At 39.8% G+C, this 16398-nt stretch carries 21 protein-coding genes and 1 tRNA gene; 6 read left to right on the forward strand and 16 right to left on the reverse strand.

Features of this window, described 5'->3' with window-relative positions:
* Nucleotides 1–185: 185 nt before the first annotated feature.
* Together KS419_RS25640 and KS419_RS11565 are read right to left on the reverse strand one after the other, a co-directional pair.
* Nucleotides 186–332: an LPXTG cell wall anchor domain-containing protein gene (locus KS419_RS25640; RefSeq protein ID WP_425514155.1), complete on the reverse strand. Its 147-nt coding sequence runs from the start codon at nt 330–332 to the stop codon at nt 186–188.
* A 149-nt stretch (nt 333–481) separates the two neighbouring features.
* A complete protein-coding gene (locus tag KS419_RS11565) occupies nt 482–673 on the reverse strand; it encodes a hypothetical protein (protein WP_217066565.1) in 192 nt (63 codons plus the stop codon).
* 527 nt (nt 674–1200) lie between these two features.
* Here KS419_RS11565 and KS419_RS11570 point away from each other — a divergent pair.
* Nucleotides 1201–1842 (forward strand): TVP38/TMEM64 family protein, encoded by a 642-nt coding sequence (locus tag KS419_RS11570; protein ID WP_217066566.1) that lies wholly within the window; start codon nt 1201–1203, stop codon nt 1840–1842.
* Between the two features lie 41 nt (nt 1843–1883).
* Here KS419_RS11570 and KS419_RS11575 read toward each other — a convergent pair whose 3' ends face one another.
* The 5 genes from KS419_RS11575 to acnA all read right to left on the reverse strand — a co-directional run bounded on the left by KS419_RS11575 (nt 1884) and on the right by acnA (nt 5937).
* Complete coding sequence (locus KS419_RS11575) at nt 1884–2384, reverse strand: VanZ family protein (protein WP_246593800.1); 501 nt, start codon at nt 2382–2384, stop codon at nt 1884–1886.
* 153 nt (nt 2385–2537) lie between these two features.
* The gene (locus tag KS419_RS11580) at nt 2538–2681 is read right to left on the reverse strand and encodes an acid-soluble spore protein N (protein ID WP_217066568.1); all 144 of its coding nucleotides are present in this window, start codon (nt 2679–2681) and stop codon (nt 2538–2540) included.
* A 71-nt stretch (nt 2682–2752) separates the two neighbouring features.
* On the reverse strand, nt 2753–2887 hold the full coding sequence (locus KS419_RS11585; RefSeq protein WP_217066569.1) for an FbpB family small basic protein: 135 nt from the start codon (nt 2885–2887) through the stop codon (nt 2753–2755).
* Nucleotides 2888–2985: 98 nt separating this feature from the next.
* Entirely contained in the window at nt 2986–3117 is a 132-nt protein-coding gene (locus KS419_RS25195; RefSeq protein WP_281419796.1) for a hypothetical protein, read from the reverse strand.
* A 99-nt stretch (nt 3118–3216) separates the two neighbouring features.
* Nucleotides 3217–5937: an aconitate hydratase AcnA gene (gene acnA / locus KS419_RS11590; protein ID WP_217066570.1), complete on the reverse strand. Its 2721-nt coding sequence runs from the start codon at nt 5935–5937 to the stop codon at nt 3217–3219.
* Between the two features lie 235 nt (nt 5938–6172).
* Here acnA and sspO point away from each other — a divergent pair, with 235 nt between their 5' ends.
* The gene (gene sspO, locus KS419_RS11595) at nt 6173–6325 is read left to right on the forward strand and encodes a small acid-soluble spore protein O (RefSeq protein ID WP_217066571.1); all 153 of its coding nucleotides are present in this window, start codon (nt 6173–6175) and stop codon (nt 6323–6325) included.
* A gap of 59 nt (nt 6326–6384) precedes the next feature.
* Here sspO and KS419_RS11600 read toward each other — a convergent pair whose 3' ends face one another.
* Nucleotides 6385–6639, reverse strand: coding sequence for a hypothetical protein (locus tag KS419_RS11600; RefSeq protein ID WP_217066572.1), 255 nt, complete (start codon nt 6637–6639; stop codon nt 6385–6387).
* Nucleotides 6640–6769: 130 nt separating this feature from the next.
* On the opposite strand from KS419_RS11600, the gene KS419_RS11605 reads away from it, so the two are divergent.
* Complete coding sequence (locus KS419_RS11605; protein ID WP_217066573.1) at nt 6770–6907, forward strand: small acid-soluble spore protein P; 138 nt, start codon at nt 6770–6772, stop codon at nt 6905–6907.
* A gap of 217 nt (nt 6908–7124) precedes the next feature.
* On the opposite strand, the gene selA is transcribed toward KS419_RS11605, so the two are convergent.
* The 3 genes from selA to KS419_RS25505 form a co-directional block, all read right to left on the reverse strand.
* Entirely contained in the window at nt 7125–8558 is a 1434-nt protein-coding gene (gene selA / locus KS419_RS11610; RefSeq protein WP_217066574.1) for an L-seryl-tRNA(Sec) selenium transferase, read from the reverse strand.
* Between the two features lie 361 nt (nt 8559–8919).
* Complete coding sequence (locus KS419_RS11615) at nt 8920–9057, reverse strand: hypothetical protein (protein ID WP_217066575.1); 138 nt, start codon at nt 9055–9057, stop codon at nt 8920–8922.
* A gap of 145 nt (nt 9058–9202) precedes the next feature.
* Nucleotides 9203–9442 (reverse strand): Rdx family protein, encoded by a 240-nt coding sequence (locus KS419_RS25505; RefSeq protein ID WP_343215057.1) that lies wholly within the window; start codon nt 9440–9442, stop codon nt 9203–9205.
* 158 nt (nt 9443–9600) lie between these two features.
* Here KS419_RS25505 and selD point away from each other — a divergent pair, with 158 nt between their 5' ends.
* Nucleotides 9601–10659 (forward strand): selenide, water dikinase SelD, encoded by a 1059-nt coding sequence (gene selD / locus KS419_RS11625; RefSeq protein WP_217066577.1) that lies wholly within the window; start codon nt 9601–9603, stop codon nt 10657–10659.
* Nucleotides 10660–10736: 77 nt separating this feature from the next.
* On the opposite strand, the gene selB is transcribed toward selD, so the two are convergent.
* Together selB and KS419_RS11635 are read right to left on the reverse strand one after the other, a co-directional pair.
* Nucleotides 10737–12632: a selenocysteine-specific translation elongation factor gene (selB, locus tag KS419_RS11630; RefSeq protein WP_217066578.1), complete on the reverse strand. Its 1896-nt coding sequence runs from the start codon at nt 12630–12632 to the stop codon at nt 10737–10739.
* 197 nt (nt 12633–12829) lie between these two features.
* The gene (locus tag KS419_RS11635; protein WP_217066579.1) at nt 12830–13237 is read right to left on the reverse strand and encodes a DUF3942 family protein; all 408 of its coding nucleotides are present in this window, start codon (nt 13235–13237) and stop codon (nt 12830–12832) included.
* Nucleotides 13238–13636: 399 nt separating this feature from the next.
* Here KS419_RS11635 and KS419_RS11640 point away from each other — a divergent pair.
* Together KS419_RS11640 and KS419_RS11645 are read left to right on the forward strand one after the other, a co-directional pair.
* Nucleotides 13637–13733 (forward strand) — tRNA-Sec (locus KS419_RS11640).
* A gap of 180 nt (nt 13734–13913) precedes the next feature.
* A complete protein-coding gene (locus KS419_RS11645) occupies nt 13914–14831 on the forward strand; it encodes a tyrosine-type recombinase/integrase (RefSeq protein WP_217066580.1) in 918 nt (305 codons plus the stop codon).
* Nucleotides 14832–14860: 29 nt separating this feature from the next.
* Here KS419_RS11645 and KS419_RS11650 read toward each other — a convergent pair whose 3' ends face one another.
* Genes KS419_RS11650 through KS419_RS25205 form a run of 3 tightly spaced genes read right to left on the reverse strand, consistent with a single transcriptional unit; the run spans nt 14861 to nt 16341 of the window.
* Nucleotides 14861–15127: a hypothetical protein gene (locus tag KS419_RS11650; RefSeq protein WP_217065252.1), complete on the reverse strand. Its 267-nt coding sequence runs from the start codon at nt 15125–15127 to the stop codon at nt 14861–14863.
* Nucleotides 15102–15728 (reverse strand): transposase, encoded by a 627-nt coding sequence (locus KS419_RS25200; RefSeq protein ID WP_217065251.1) that lies wholly within the window; start codon nt 15726–15728, stop codon nt 15102–15104. The genes KS419_RS11650 and KS419_RS25200 overlap by 26 nt, the downstream gene beginning before the upstream one ends.
* Nucleotides 15697–16341 carry an IS91 family transposase gene (locus KS419_RS25205; protein WP_217065250.1) on the reverse strand — a complete coding sequence of 215 codons (645 nt, stop codon included), beginning with the start codon at nt 16339–16341 and terminating at the stop codon, nt 15697–15699. Before KS419_RS25205 ends, KS419_RS25200 begins: the two co-directional genes overlap by 32 nt.
* Nucleotides 16342–16398: the final 57 nt, after the last annotated feature.

The raw sequence follows: 16398 nt of genomic DNA on the forward strand, positions 1-16398 counted from the left end.
CACCCCTTACATTTTCATCGTAGTATTTTATTCACTGGGGGAATGTCCTGTGCTATACTTTTACTCGTTTGAATCCTTGGTGTTTTATATGAAATTCATATTTTATTACCCTGATACGGTACGTGAAATATTATATAATTGTATCTCTCTAATTTAACTACCTTCGTTGCTACTTGATAGGGATTTTAAAAAGATCTTTTCTTTTTATACCCTATGAAAATAATTCCCACCAGTAATGCTAAACCTATTAATAGGAGGAATGAAGGATGTAAGACGAAAAAAGTAGTGTCTTGATATTGGTAATTAGCTGCTGCTAAATTCATGCAAATCATCACCTTTCCTAAGATCGTTATCAGAACTATGTTTTAAAGTATTTGTATTTATTAAAGTTGAACAAGAACAGAGAGTGTGCGTATTGTATTATGCTATGGCACTCCGTTTCCTATCAGGAACGACAGGTAGTTCATCAATCGCTTCCCTTTTATTGAAATGGTCCTCCTCCTCTTCCATTTCCTTTCTGATGTTCCGTTATTTTTTCTGTTTGTTCCACATCATCTGGTTTGTTTCCTTCCCATTGCTTCGGTGGATTTACTTTCTTCTTTTTAACGTCTTTATACTTAGTAACTCCAATAATTAACACTGCTGCACAAATTACAATGATTGAGATTAACATCTCTAAAATAATAACACCACCTTTTACATGATAATTATAGTGTACCTACGATAACTCCCCGCTCATTTTTATTTGGTTAGCTGGAAAATTACTAGTAGGATCTTAATTTCATTTGGTTTATATTGTAACAGTAAATGTGGCAAAATCTCTCCCTATGGCACTTCGATCCTGTTCGTCCCCTATTTATGGACACATGTTTAGTTTATCTACAGTACTACACAAGTTTTCCAACGACATTCCTTATGTTATTGATTGAAATCCATAATTTAAATACGGTACGTGAAACATCACCAAAGTAAGCCAGTTTCATTCTTTCAGCGAAGTGGATTTATATTATCTTCGAAGACGTTTAGGTTTGTTAATTATATATGTGTTTGAATCGCCACACACGCACTTCGCTTCACGTTTATAACAACTTTTTAACACGACGATTGGCCATTACTAATGATTTTCCAGCAAATTGCTTGTACCTCAACGATGGATATAGTATATAATCAACATTGTTACTATGATAAAGGAGATAGTCTATGTTTCGAAAAAGTATTGTAATTATGAGTGGCTTACTTATTATATTTTTCTTATATTTATACCATGAATCCCTCTTACATTGGATTCAAACCAATGAAAATGATTACGTCCTCTTAACAACCGTTATAGCAACATTAATGTCTTTGTTTCCGGTCATCCCCTATCCATTAGTTGGTGGGGTGATAGGTGCCGCATATGGACCAATCCTTGGTGCTCTCGTGATCTGGATGGGATCCACATTTGCATCGATTCTCTTTTTTTCTATGGTCCGCTATGGAGGCTTTCATAAACTCGGGTCAAAAATATTGTTGAAATACGCTGCAACAAAAAAAGTAACACTTTTATTTGAGAGAAACGCCTTTTTATCCATCACGGTTTTACGGATGATCCCAGTCATACCATCGATTTTGATTAACGCATATGCAGCCTTGAGCCGTGTATCATTTATTTCCTATGCCATAGCTTCTGGCCTCGGGAAAATACCGGCGATGGCACTCTTTGCTCTAGTAGGACATACGATTGTAACAAATCCAATAGAGATTGTTTATATGGTTGGAATTTACGGGATATTCCTCGCAATCGTTTATACAGGCTACCGCTATTGGACAAAAAAAATAACCGTTGATACGAAACCAGTATAAAAAATAAGCTGTCCCAATGGATATAACCATAGGGACAGCCTTTATTTAATATAAGTAATTCTGCCAAACAATCGGAAAATCCGGTAAGATAAAACACCTAGTAATGCACCAACAGTATTTAAAATAACATCATCCACATTTGCCACCCGATACGTAAAAATAAATTGGTTTACCTCGATCAAGAAGGACATAACCATCCCTAATAATACAACAGGCATGATCCGAACAGGCTTTACAATAGACTTACGAAAGTGATCAACCGTCAACGGGAACAAGAAACCGAGGGGAACAAATAAAAGAATGTTTCCAATCAATATTTGAGTGATCATCTTCCAGTTACCATAGACATAAATCTGATGAATACTTTTAAACGGATCAAGATTAAAGTTTTTTCCACCAGGTCCCAATGGGCCAAGGGATGCCCCGTAATTCCAGGCAAAAAAGGTTATATAAATGAGCATAATGAGATAAATAAATAATAGCCATGGTGCAAATGGGTAACGATTTTTACCTTGCTTTGTTGTTTTCTTTTCTTTCCCCAAAATTAAGACACCCCAAATCTTGATGAGTTCAAATGGTGCTAGTATCATTATCGTATGTTCCCTCGTATTTGACAAGTTGTATCATTTAAAATCCAAAAAAGAGCCAAAAAGAAAAATGGCACTTACCTTCGTAAATGCCACATTCTCTATCGTTTATTTCCCTTTTGTTGGGATATAATCAGGGTTTTCATTACTCTTCATATTCATCTTTTTCCCTTTATTTGAATCACTTTTACGTGGTTGTGTCCCTAACTTATTAGGTCGGTGTTGTTGAAAATTCTTAAAATCTGAAACCATGGTTATCCCTCCTTCCTTCCATAGTTATAATATTTCCGGAAAGGATGTAACTATGCGACACATACTTGATTTTAAGATGGTAATTGATCCACGTGACGCTGATCCAATTTTTGTTCGATTCTTTCCATTTCTTTCGGATCCTTTAATAATGCTTGTTTGTTCTCTTGGATTAAATCCTCGAATCGCATTTTCTTTTTATTTTTCATGTCCATTCACCTCATTGTCATTTACTATCATTATGGACAAATGGGGAATAACTTCATACATCCCAGTATAAATAGCTTTGTTTTCATCAACAAGATGGTTATTTATTCTTCATTTTTTTTACTTCATAATCTGCAAATGTCTCCAACTCGGAAGCGTGATTTTCCTTCCCTTGTTGCTTTTTATTATTATTTCGTTGTGCATTGGCATTTCCTTTTTTTTGTCTACCCATTATATGATCATCCTTTCTACTGTTAGTATGTATCAGCAATCTTTTTCTATGTAAAAAACCCTAGAAGGCTTACTTTGCCTTCTAGGGTAATATCTCTCATTATTTCACTTCGCTGAGTGCGTTACGAAGTACCATTTGCAGAATACCACCATGACGATAGTAGTCGATTTCCACTTCACTATCAAATCGTGCTAATACTTCAAATGTTGTTTTCTTACCAGATTCAAGATCCGTTGCAACAACCATAACATGATCCCTTGGTTGAACATCGTTTGTAATCTGGACATCAAACTGTTCCTTCCCTGTTAACCCAAGTGTATCAGCGTTTTCTCCATCTTTAAACTGAAGAGGCAGAACGCCCATTAAGACAAGGTTACTACGGTGAATTCGCTCAAAACTTGCGGCAATAACCGTTTTAATACCTAATAAATTCGTTCCTTTTGCAGCCCAGTCACGGGAACTTCCCATACCATAGTCATTTCCAGCTAAAACAACTAGGCCAGTGTTTTCTTGTTTATATTTCATTGCAGCATCATAAATTGCCATCACTTCACCCGTTGGCCAGTATGTAGTATACCCGCCTTCTGTACCAGGAGCTAATTGGTTTTTGATACGGATGTTAGCGAAAGTTCCACGCATCATAACTTCATGATTACCACGACGAGATCCGTAGGAGTTAAACTGTGATGGAATCAATCCTTTTTCCATGAGATACTTTCCGGCAGGACTGTCTTTCGCTATGGATCCTGCAGGTGAAATGTGGTCTGTTGTCACAGAATCACCGAGTTTAGCAACTGCTCGTAATCCTGTTAATGCTTGCACATCCTCCGGTTCCGGAGATAAATTTTCAAAGAAAGGAGGGTTTTGAATATACGTAGAATCTGGATCCCAAGAATAGAGATCTTCATCCGTTGTTTCCAAGTTGTTCCATTCTTCGTTATCATCAAAGACACGCTCGTATTCTTTCTTGAAGAGTTCAGGCGTCACTGCTTTTTCCATTGCTGCCTGAATCTCACTGTGGCTAGGCCAAATATCCTTAAAGAAAACGTCGTTGCCGTGTTTATCTTTACCGATTGGATCACTATACACATCAATATCCACGGTTCCAGCAAGTGCATATGCCACAACTAATGGTGGGGATGCAAGATAATTTGCCTTCACTAATGGGTGGATACGTCCTTCAAAGTTCCGGTTTCCACTTAAAACAGAGGCTACGGTTAAATCATTTTCAGCAACCCCCGCTTCAATTTCCTGTGGTAATGGTCCACTGTTACCAATACAGGTCGTACAGCCATATCCAACTGTGTTAAAGCCAAGTTGGTCAAGATAAGGTGTTAAACCAGCGCCATCCAGGTAACCAGTAACAACTTTTGAACCTGGTGCTAAACTTGTTTTTACATAACCAGGAACTTTTAACCCTTTCTCCACTGCATTTTTCGCCACAAGGCCTGCCCCAACCATAACATGCGGATTAGATGTGTTCGTACAGCTCGTAATTGCTGCGATCACAACGGAACCGGTTTTTAAAGTGGATTCCTCACCTGTTGGATGCTTAACGGTTACTTCTTTCTTGATTTCTTCTGGAGCTAATCCGAAACCTTGGTTTCCAACCGGTGCACTCAAGGCCTTTCTCCACTCCTGTTTCATTTCGGAAAGTGGAATTAAATCCTGTGGTCGTTTCGGACCGGAAAGATTTGGTTCAATCGCAGAAAGATCCACTTCCACTACGTCTGTAAATGTTGGATCATCCTGTCCTGCAGTATAGAACATTCCGTTTGCTTTGCAATACTGCTCCACAAGTGTCACCAGTTCTTCACTGCGTCCCGTGAATCGCAAATAATTTAACGTCTCTTCATCTACCGGGAAGAACCCACAAGTAGCACCATATTCCGGGGCCATGTTAGCTATAGTTGCACGGTCTGCCAGAGTCATTTCTCCTAAACCTGGACCGAAGTATTCTACAAATTTGCCAACTACTTTCTTTTCCCGTAAAACTTGAGTCACTTTTAATGCTAAGTCTGTCGCTGTCGCTCCCTCAGGCATAGAACCTGTCAGTTTGACACCGATTACTTCCGGAACTGGGAAATAAGAAGGTTGTTGAAGCATACCCGCTTCCGCTTCAATACCTCCAACACCCCATCCTAATACACCAAGACCGTTAATCATCGTAGTATGGGAATCAGTACCAACAAGGGAATCAGGGAATGCAACAATTTCGCCGTCTTTTTCATCTTGCTGAACAACATTTGCTAAATATTCCAAGTTTACTTGGTGAACAATTCCTGTTGCTGGTGGTACGGCACGATAATTATTGAATGATTTCTGAGCCCAGTTTAAAAATTTGTAACGTTCTTCATTTCTTTCAAATTCTAATTCCATATTACGAAGAAGTGAGTTAGGTCCACCAAACTCATCTACTTGAACAGAATGGTCAACAACTAAGTCCACCGGGATTGCCGGATTAATACGATTTGGATCCCCACCTAAGTCAGCCATTGCTTTTCTAAGGGAAGCTAAATCAACTACTGCAGGCACACCAGTGAAGTCCTGTAAAATAACACGTGAAGGCTTAAATGGAACATCTATAGCCTTAACCTCTGGAGTTCCCCATTTTGCCAGGTTTTCCACATGCTCTTCCTTAATTACCTTTCCATCATATTGACGAAGAACAGACTCTAAAAGGACCTTAATGGAATAAGGTAGGCTGGAAACGGTTCCAACTCCCGCTTCTTCTATCGCTTTTAGATCGTAGTAGCTGTACGTTTTTCCGTTTGCTTCAAACGTACGCTTTGAATTGTACAATTGGTTTTCATTTGTCATATGTATACCCTCCTTCAACTTCTATCATATAATACAAATTCCAAATTGTCTAAAACCTTTATTCGGAAAATTGTCAAATTTACGTTTGCACCATAACACTATGTGTGGTAAGAAACAAGCAAAACACTATTCTTATCTGAATAGTCTCCCGAATCACATGACACAATTTAAATTAAAAAGTATTTTTATAAATTAATCTCCCTTGAACAAACTATCATTTGGGAGGTGTTTGTCCATGACAAAAAAACGAGCGAACCACATTCGTCCTGGTATGAATGATGCAAAAGCACAAGGGCGTGGTGCGGGATATGAAGAAGGCTATGGCAATGAAGGTCCATTATCTGCTGAAGAACGTCAATTTAATAAAAAGACGAAGAAACGACAGTAATTCAGGTACCGCAAAAAAATTGTTTGGCCATTTTGTATTGGCCAAACAATTTTTTATGCCTATTCCATTAATTCCTGTTTATACTGCTCTATTTCCTTCGAATATAACTCCAATTGTTTCCGTTGATGTTCGGAAGCCGTTACATGAGCCTTTTGAATAACTTGAATCGCCTCATCTAATTCCTGTTCTGCCACTTTATGGTGATGACCATAATCGGCATCTTCTGGATGAAGATTTTCCATTGCTTCCTGGAACTGAACGAAAGCCTGTTGAGCCGCTTCGAAAGCCTGTCGTTTATTTTTGTGATACGGCATAGTTCTCCCCCTTATACAATAATCGTTAACACTCCTATTGTTTATCTCAAGGAGCCGTTTATACCTGCCATGTTTTGATGGAATGAATTCTTCCAAGTAGGAGAAAATAAGGTAGAAGGGGGAATGAACAATGACCGAAAAAAATACGTACAAAGATCAACGGAGAAATTCACCTAAAAATAAGCGAAGCGGACAACCTGAACCTTTATCCGGGTCTCACAAAGTGAAAAAACGAAATCACGTATCACAAACGGATGGAGAAGGCTGATTGATTGGGTAGAGGCTGGGACAAAAGTGTTTTAATCCATGGATATCCGAATGTAATATTGTTGATGCAATCTTAAATGAAGGCTCTTTTCGCATAGTTTGTTGTAATTAAAGCAATAACGTTTACGAAAAGAGCCTAGACGAAAGAATATATTTCGCTATGGTTATATATTGTTCGGATTTTCCATGAAACACTTTAGTGGTGATGTCTCAGCTCTTTATTCCATAAGTTTTTCAGCTTCCTTTAACGCTTGAATCAACAGAGGAATTTCTTCTTCATCAATTGTTCTAAAATCGATAAACACTTTGGTATTTTTCATTCGGCTAATAACCGGAATCGTAATCTTTCTTAATATTCCCTCCAGCTTATTTGCCGACAGACCGTCTTTTTCAACAGTGATCCCCACGGTAGGTCTTTCCACTGTTGGCATGGTCCCACCACCGATTAAAGAAGTGTCTTTACCCGTTTCTATCTTCCAGTTCAATGGACTTAATTCCTTTTCCAATTCCCTTAGAAATACGTCCACTTTCCCTTGAATCTGTTTTTCCGTCAACAAAATATCCCGGATCGTGGGGTTGTCTGAGACTTCATCATAAATATAACTTTGCAAACTAGCCTCCAGTGCTGCCAATGTCATTTTGTCCACTCTCAATACCCTTGCCAGAGGATGTTTTTTCAGAAGATCAATCACCTCTTTTTTTCCCGCTATCACTCCCGCCTGAGGTCCCCCAAGAAGCTTATCTCCGCTGAAGGAAATAATATCCGCTCCCTTATTTAACGCCTCTTTTACTATCGGTTCTTCCCCAATTCCGTCGTGACGAAAGGGATAAAGGGAACCACTTCCTAAATCCTCATACACGAGTATGCCATTGGATGAAGACTGTTCAACATCATCCCGAATTCCTTTCAATTCTTCCACCGACACCTCTTTCGTAAATCCAACTGTCTTGAAGTTACTTGTATGTACCTTCATTAGCATACGGGTATTTTCTGAAATGGCTTGTTCATAATCATAGGCATGGGTTTTATTCGTTGTCCCAACTTCCACAAGTTTAGCGTCACTTTCTTCCATAATAGTAGAGATGCGGAAAGACCCTCCAATTTCCACCAACTCTCCTCTGGAAACAATCACTTCTTTCCCTTTGCAGAGGGCACGTAAAATCAGAAAAACAGCAGCGGCGTTGTTATTCACGACCATCGCCGCCTCGGCACCTGTCACTTGTATTAACAAGTCTTTTATAATATCATGCCGGGAACCACGCTTTCCTTCAGATACGTTATATTCTAACGTACTGTAGTGCTTGGATACTTCTATAACCCGTTCCAGTGCTTTGTTACTTAATCTTGCCCTACCTAAATTAGTATGTAATACCGTTCCTGTACCATTGAGAACCTGATGTAAGTTATTGGGGCGGTAAGACTTCACCTCTTGATTCAGTTTGAAAAGGAGATCTGCCATGAGCATTTCCCTTGTTACATTCTCATAATTGGAGGGGTGTTGAAGAATATCTTCCCTTAGAAAACGAAGGTGATATTGCGCCCAACCTTTAACCACTTCTGCAGGAATGGGACGTTCTACCTGCTGATTTGATGTTTCAAACGTTTTTATCACTTCGTGCACCGCCGGAATGTTCCGGATTGACTGTGTCATAAGGTCATCGCTCCACTTCAAAAATACTATATATTTCCTCACATGATTTTGCCTTCACAGAGCCATCATAATTAGTGAAGAGGGGGACAGCGTCCCTTTCTTCTTAGAGAGAGATAGCAGAATTAAAAAGGGTTTGTCGTAAAAACCTTGAGGGGTGGTTCGCTTGTACTTGGTAACAGGCTAACGCATTTACACAGTCAAGGATGCATAACGACTTTAAAAAATGAGGTGTTTCCAAAAGACAAACATCGCTTTGACCCCAGATGATGTCCTCTCTTAGAAAAGGTGGTCGATTCGACCACCTTTTTTTATATAAGAAAGTACTACGCTCGTGATCTTAGGCGAGTTCGCTTCTCTTATTTTATTGCCCTGTTCCAAACGTGGCACGTTCCCTCGCCACTTCCTCCCGTTCTTTATACTCCTTCAACATTCCAGAGACATATATAGCAAGTCCAATACCAACCCCGATTCCAATACCTTTTAAGAACTTCCGTTTCATTCCCGCTCTCCCCTTTCTATGTAAATCATACCTTCCCTTCCTTTATTATACAAAAAGAGGAGCCTTAGTTACACTCAGAATTCCTATTTCCATACAGTCAAATGTAATATAAGAAAGACCCCATATAGAGGCCTCCATGTTAAAACTATTTAAGTGATTTCATCTTATTAATAATGGTTTCCAGTTGCGGGTATTCACCCGTATCCAACTTGGAATGAATTTTTTCCCCATTCACATATACTTCAAAAGCACCACCTGAACTAGCTACCAAATTCAGGTTCTCAATCTCAGAACGGAAATGATTAAACAACTCTTCTGCGAAACTCGCAGCTTTAGGAGCGTAGTTTCACTGCTGGCAAAACTCAACTGTCATTTTGTAACTCATCTTATCAAACCCCTTCAATAAGAAATTTTATTAACTCTTCCCCCTTATTTTATAATAGTGTTTGTCTTAAATCAAAAAACAAGCTTATACTTAACAGAGACACATCTTTAGAATTGAGCAGCACCGTAATCTACTAAAAAACAGGAGGTGGCTAACCGATGGAATATAACAAAGAACAGGAAATACGTCTCACAGCATTATCATCCAAAGCCGGCTGAGGCTGTAAAATTGGTCCAAGCGACCTGGCGCAGGTTCTGCGTCATTTACCAGAAACAAAGAAAAACGAACGCCTGCTCGTGGGACACGAAACATCCGATGACGGGGGCGTTTATAAACTAACAGACGACATCGCCTTAATTCAGACAGTGGACTATTTCACACCAATCGTAGATGACCCTTATATGTTCGGCCAAATAGCCGCAGCAAACGCCTTGAGCGATGTGTACGCCATGGGTGGAAAACCCACGACCGTTCTGAACATCGTAGGATTCCCAATAAAAAAACTGCCCCATGATCTGCTGGCACAAATCTTAAAAGGCTCTTCCCACAAAGTGGAGGAAGCAGGGGCCGTCATCGCCGGAGGACACTCCATTGATGATGCCGAACCAAAATTTGGCCTCAGTGTCACAGGCGTAGTCCATCCAGACCGTATTTTCAAAAACATAGGTGCAAAGCCTGGCGATGCGTTAGTATTGACAAAACCCATAGGCGTAGGCATCCTGACCACAGGAATAAAACGCGATCAAACATCTGTACAACAAGAGGAACTCGTGACAAAAACAATGGCAGAATTAAACCGGATCGCTTGCGAAACACTGGAACACTATCACCCACATGCCGTAACAGATGTTACCGGATTCGGCCTCCTTGGACACGGATACGAAATGGCGAGTGGAAGTAACGTGAGCTTTGACATCGACTACCGCCGTGTCCCCCTCTTGGACGGTACGAAAGAATTGGCAGCAAAAGGAGTCGTTCCTGGGGGGAGTAAAGCAAACCATCAATGGCTGTCAGATGTTGTGGAATACGGAGAATCCATCGACGACACGGACCAACTGATATTATGCGACGCCATTACTTCTGGCGGACTGCTCATAAGTCTCCCTTTTGAGGAAGGGGAAAAATATGTGCAGGAAATGAACAAGAAAGGCCTGTCTACGGCAGCTATGATTGGTTCTGTCGTAGATAAAAGGGAAAAGCACATTTACGTGAGATAACAGATACTTCAAAAAAAGTATGATAAAAGGTGTCTCCCCCGGTTTCCGAGGAGACACCTTTTTAACGTTGTATTTCCCTATTGAGGTTCCTTTCTCCAAACCCGCTCATTCCCGTCCCGTTTCGTAAGCCCTTTGGAATCAAGAATCTCCATGAATGGCACAAGATATTTCCTTGTCACACCCAGTACACTTTTAGCGTCCTGAAGGGTAAAGCGTTCTTCTGTTTTTTCATACAATTCACGGACGGCTTGATCAAAGACCCGTTTCCCCATGAGCAGTTTTTCATCCAATTCCACAACGCGTCCACTTCGTAAGAGGAAATGCCGTAATTCTTCCTGTAGTGTGGTAGGAATTCCTGCCTCGCTGACAATCTCCCAATAGGAATCCACCTGCAGTTTTTGGGCGAAGATCGTCTCTTCCACCTGGACCATCCGTTTTTCCCACTGAGAAGGGTATCCTGGCTGAAACTCTGGGAGGCTAATGAATTGTCCCCCCTGGACGAACACCCCATCTGTTACCCCTTGTTCTATTACCGCCTCTGCAAGGGAAGTGCCATACGTTGAGAGGTCCTGCTTCAGTTCGGCTTTATTTTTCCCTTGACGGAGGGGATGTTGATCGTGATAAGATTTTAATTCCCCTAGGAGGACACCGATCATTTCGTCATGAACCACCTTTAACAAATACCAATCCTTTAAAACGTGGACGTTATTCGCTTCCATGAGCTCTGTCAATATGGCAGAACCTTCTCTTTCCTCCAGTGCCGTCTCTTTTAACAACTCCTGTTTCCGTAATCCCTTTTCCTTTTTTAAAACATCTATCATTCGTTCCCCTGGAGTTCCTTCCCGCTTTCGGGAAAGCATCTCCATAGTTGCTGGACCAAACTTATATTTTTCCCCTTTCGGATCAATGACCTCCCCGCCACCGATTGTTTCCACTGGTGTTGGCCTCCGCAAGATGAACCGGTCTCCCCGCTTTGTAACCACAGGACTGTTTAACCGGAGTTGGCAAAGAACCCCTTTGTCCTCCATCAATTCATTCCTGTCAAAGAACACGATTTTCCCGTACACTTCCGCCGTTCCTAGATGGAGTTTAATCGAACCCCTCTGCTTTAGGGGATAGTCAAGAGAGTCAACAGTATCGAGTACCACGTCCACAATATCGGTCGTGGCATAGTATTGAGTGGAGACTAACACATCTCCCCTATTGATTTCCTCCTTCGAAATTCCCCCTAGATTAATGGCGACCCGTTGGCCCGCTCTACCCATTTCCTGCTGTTCATGATGAACTTGGAGTTGACGGGCCCGGACCTTCTTTCCTTGAGGTAAAACTTCGAGAATTTCTCCTTCCTGAATCATCCCTTCATAAACTGTGCCTCTAACGACCGTTCCCTGTCCATGCACAGTAAATACTTGATCAATCGGCAGTCGAAACGCCCCTGATGCATCCCGCATTGGCACGTCTTTTAAGTACTTTCTAATCCGGTCTTTCAACTGCGGAATCCCCATATGTGAGAGACTGTCCACAAAAAGTAGTTCACTCCCTTCGAAGAATGTCCCCTTCACTTTGTCATGAATGTCCATTTCAATAAGTTCTCCCATCTCCTCATCCATTTGATCGATTTTTGTCACGACAATGAGGCCTTTATGTATTCCTAAAAGCTGGAGAATCTCGAGATGTTCCAATGTCTGCGGCATGACCCCCTCATCTGCAGCAACAACGAGAAGGACAAGGTCAATCCCTGCCACTCCGGCAATCATTTGCCGAATAAATTTTTCGTGACCCGGCACATCAATGATCGATACTTGTGAATCGTCATCTAATGAAAGGGGGGCATACCCCAATTCAATGGAAATCGCACGTTCCTTTTCTTCTTTTAGTCGGTCTGTATCTATATTGGTGAGTGCTTTAGTCAACGTTGTTTTTCCGTGATCAATATGTCCTGCCATTCCTATCGTATAAAACCGTTTCACCATGGTCATCCCCCTATCTCTCCTGCTATTTTATCATAGAAAGAGGGATGGATTCTTGTTGAGACATTCATTAAATCCGCAAACTGGTTCCTAGATCCAACATCAAAAAAAGATGCCTCACGGATAGAATGAGGGCACTGAAAAAGTGGCGCTTTTCCACTTTTACAGTCCCTTCATAAAATCCGACTGAGACATCTTTTTTATAATGATAGCAACTCCCCAAACACATCGGTTAAATATTCTTCAATGAAGCTGACATGAAAAGCTTTATCTGTTGTTTCACTATAGAGGACTCCGTTTTTTGCAACAAGCAAGTCTAACGATTCACTGACACCATTCTCTAACTTCATGACAGAGATCGTATTTTTCTCCTCACTGGAATTGTCATTATTCGTTTGGAACCTTAGTTCCAGACCACCCATTTTAATATAACTTCTGGATGTGGATGCATTACATTGATACGTGGGATCCTTTACATTACCGATTTTTTGTCGTAATTCCGTAAAATAACTGGAGATTTCCGTACTCCAGATTTTAATGACTTCATCATCAGGAATTCGGTTTAAATAGGTTCTCGCCCGTTCTGTGAACTTTTCCTTGTAATCCAATTTAACACCTCCAGTTAAAAAAATCGTTATTAGTATTTTAAACTAGTTCTTGTTATATATTTATATTCCGGAACACTTTTCAATATCATTAAATCCTGTCCAAAATGCGAGAAAATTTTATTGGCATGATAGATCGCATCTTATCCATGGTCTGGCTGGGCATTTGAACGGTCTTTTATGCCCAGTGTAGCCGTCAAGTAGAACTAAACCAATCGAGTTTGTGTCATCATAGTTAAATCTGTGTTTTGTTGAGTTTCAGTTTACAATAATATTATTATGTAGATTATAATACTTTGTAATCGTCCCTTCGATACAAGATAAATATAGCTCTCCTTTAGTTCTATCTAATGCTTGTCATTGAATTACTATGAGGATATAATTATACAAGTGTCATCATTTGGGGCCGGTTGTGTAACTGGTGTTTGCCGAGGTCTTCAAAACCTTCAGGGAGGCGCGTGCCGTCTCCGGTGGGTTCGATTCCCACACGGTCCCGCCAAAAACACTGTCATATCAACGTTTGTAGCGGTTTTTGAACGAGATTTGAAACGTTGATTTAACCTATATTCCCACAAGGTCTAAACGCTAAAATAAACGAATACTTCGGCGACCTATTGCCGAGACCTATTTACTTCAAACCCGTTATTTTCCAATTATTTAGGAAAGGCGGGTATTTTTTATGCCAAAAAAATTCTATCGTTCAAGTATTCGAAATGGTCAAAAACTTCCCTATTCCGTAAATCGAGCCATAATGGGAACACTTACCCTTTATGAAATGTTCGACAAATTCATGAGTTATAAGCGATCAGAGGGACTGACACCTTTGACAATTGAAGATTATATCCATTTCCGCTATTTAGACCAGTTTATAGGTGGTGACTTAAAGAACGAGGAAGTTTGTACGGATGTATTCATGGATTACACAGGGTATTTACTTCACGAAAAAAAGTTGAAGCCTACAACTGTAAATGTAAGGATTCGTACTTTACGAGCATTTCTTCGCCATTGCTATATAGAAGGATGGATTGAAGAACCGATTCACGAAACATTTAAACCCGTAAAAACAGGAGAAATACCGATTCAAACTTTTACACTCGACGAAGTAAAACGATTACTTGATACACCAGACGACATAAGATTTGTAGGCTTTCGAGATAAAGTAATTATGATGATTTTGCTCGATACAATGGTAAGGGTTTCAGAACTATCAAAAATAAGACGACAAGACGTTGATTTAAAAGGCGGTGAAATTGTCCTCCAACCTCATATCACTAAAACAAAAAGAAATCGAAGTGTCCCATTATCTAATAATACAATCAAAATTTTGACGGAATATTTATATGAAACTGAAGAGTTTCAAGAGGAAACTTTGTTTGTAACCTATGATGGACAACCTTTAAACACTGGAACAATTAGAAAACAATTACACTTTTACGGTGAAATAGCAGGAATTAAGGACAAACGAGTTTCTCCACATATCTTTAGGCACACTGGGGCTGTTCTATATATTCTGAACGGCGGAGACCCGTTTAGTTTGCAAAGAATATTAGGACACACAGATATGTCTATGGTTAGACGTTATGAACAAAATCGCTAACGCGACTTTCGCACGTCCCAAGTTAAGTACTATTTACTTGGGACGTCACTCGCTTCATGCATAGTTCCACTACAATAAGGACATTCAATTTCAACTTTCTCTCCTTCTTTTAAATCAACAGAGAAATCACCTACTACAAAATCAGGTACTTCATCTGTCTTTTTACAATCTAAACACTTAAAAATAATCACATCATCTTCTTGATCTTCATGTAATCCAAACGGGTCTTCCCCTTCTTCAAGCCATCTCAAAAAAGGGTCATTTATCGTATTATCCTGCTCTTTTTTTGATGACATCTTCTTCCCTCCTAAATTTAATACACTTCACCCCTTGCATATAATGAAAAATAAATCCATGATCCGCATGCCAAATTTCTGTTAAATCCATCTCGCGATGGCAATGAGGACATATAAAAGGATCTCTTTCAAACGCATCAATCATTCTTTGGCGATAGGTTTTCTTTCTTTTCTTCTTTTCTACCAACAAAGAGAGCTGACGAGTTCTTACATAAGCATAAAGTGATAGGATTTGATTCGTTTTCTTATGTGATTTTCTGCTATACAACCCAAAACGCCCAACCATTCGAAAATGCTTGGGAGGAATATGTTGTAGTAACTCAAAAAGAAATCGAAAAATAGGCCATGCCACATTTACCTTCTTACCAGTTTGATGATCTTCATACCAAAATCGAATCGTTTCTCCATCATAAGATTCAATTCTATACTCTGCAATTGCTGGTCTAGCAAGGTATCTACCTATATACTTAGCCGCGCCTTTTGCATTTTTCATTTTCTTTTCTGCGTTAACATAAAACCCTTTAGGATAGCGTTTATATAAATCATTTACTAGTGTATGGACCTTAGGATTAGTTGGGAACCACTCTTTTATTGCATCCATTACTACCTTTTGCCATGATTTTTCTTAGGTACTCATAAGGGATGAATTCACTCGGAACCCATTCTTTATTTTTATCAAGAGCGCCTTCTGTTACTAAGGCATGTATATGAGGATTCCATTTTAAATCTCGTCCAAATGTATGAATGACGGTTATAATACCCACTTTTAAGTCGCGTTTCTTACTTTTTCTTTGATAGTAAAAATGAAAGACTTCTGCCACTTGTTTACTCAATTCATTTAACTTTTTACGATCTAAAAAAAATACTGATCTTATCTCCTTCGGAATCGTAAACACCATATGACGATGTGGAACATCAAAAATCATTTCTTCTTGTTTATCTGACCAATCATCGGTATATTTTTTACCACATCTATGACAGAATCGACTTTTGCACGTAAAACCTACGAAGACTGGTTTAGGTTCTCCTTCACATCCTAAACATTCATATTTCGCAAAACCAATGTCAGTTGTGCCACACTTTATTGCTTTTTCAACGGCCTCCTGAACATCACCTTGATACTCTTTAGGGAAGCGATCATGATGAAGTCTCCAAAAACCATCGAAGTGATCCTTAAGTATCTTTTTTATCACTCCGCTACCGTGCTTTACCATGACTTCACCTCCCATAACAATATTTTAAACTAAAACTTATCCACAGTTCGAGAATTT

The organism is Evansella tamaricis (genome assembly GCF_019042215.1).
Classification (GTDB): domain Bacteria; phylum Bacillota; class Bacilli; order Bacillales; family Salisediminibacteriaceae; genus Evansella; species Evansella tamaricis.

Bases quoted from the DNA above. Each gene is read 5' to 3' on its own strand.
- KS419_RS25200 (WP_217065251.1), bottom strand. From the start codon at position 15,728: ATGGATGCAATAAAAGAGTGGTTCCCAACTAATCCTAAGGTCCATACA.
- KS419_RS11565 (WP_217066565.1), bottom strand. From the start codon at position 673: ATGTTAATCTCAATCATTGTAATTTGTGCAGCAGTGTTAATTATTGGA.
- KS419_RS11645 (WP_217066580.1), top strand. From the start codon at position 13,914: ATGCCAAAAAAATTCTATCGTTCAAGTATTCGAAATGGTCAAAAACTT.
- acnA (WP_217066570.1), bottom strand. From the start codon at position 5,937: ATGACAAATGAAAACCAATTGTACAATTCAAAGCGTACGTTTGAAGCA.
- KS419_RS11585 (WP_217066569.1), bottom strand. From the start codon at position 2,887: ATGAAAAATAAAAAGAAAATGCGATTCGAGGATTTAATCCAAGAGAAC.
- KS419_RS11615 (WP_217066575.1), bottom strand. From the start codon at position 9,057: ATGAAACGGAAGTTCTTAAAAGGTATTGGAATCGGGGTTGGTATTGGA.
- KS419_RS11580 (WP_217066568.1), bottom strand. From the start codon at position 2,681: ATGGTTTCAGATTTTAAGAATTTTCAACAACACCGACCTAATAAGTTA.
- KS419_RS11650 (WP_217065252.1), bottom strand. From the start codon at position 15,127: ATGTCATCAAAAAAAGAGCAGGATAATACGATAAATGACCCTTTTTTG.
- KS419_RS11605 (WP_217066573.1), top strand. From the start codon at position 6,770: ATGACCGAAAAAAATACGTACAAAGATCAACGGAGAAATTCACCTAAA.
- selB (WP_217066578.1), bottom strand. From the start codon at position 12,632: ATGGTGAAACGGTTTTATACGATAGGAATGGCAGGACATATTGATCAC.
- KS419_RS11600 (WP_217066572.1), bottom strand. From the start codon at position 6,639: ATGCCGTATCACAAAAATAAACGACAGGCTTTCGAAGCGGCTCAACAG.
- sspO (WP_217066571.1), top strand. From the start codon at position 6,173: ATGACAAAAAAACGAGCGAACCACATTCGTCCTGGTATGAATGATGCA.
- KS419_RS25205 (WP_217065250.1), bottom strand. From the start codon at position 16,341: ATGGTAAAGCACGGTAGCGGAGTGATAAAAAAGATACTTAAGGATCAC.
- KS419_RS25195 (WP_281419796.1), bottom strand. From the start codon at position 3,117: ATGGGTAGACAAAAAAAAGGAAATGCCAATGCACAACGAAATAATAAT.
- selA (WP_217066574.1), bottom strand. From the start codon at position 8,558: ATGACACAGTCAATCCGGAACATTCCGGCGGTGCACGAAGTGATAAAA.
- KS419_RS11570 (WP_217066566.1), top strand. From the start codon at position 1,201: ATGTTTCGAAAAAGTATTGTAATTATGAGTGGCTTACTTATTATATTT.
- KS419_RS25640 (WP_425514155.1), bottom strand. From the start codon at position 332: ATGATTTGCATGAATTTAGCAGCAGCTAATTACCAATATCAAGACACT.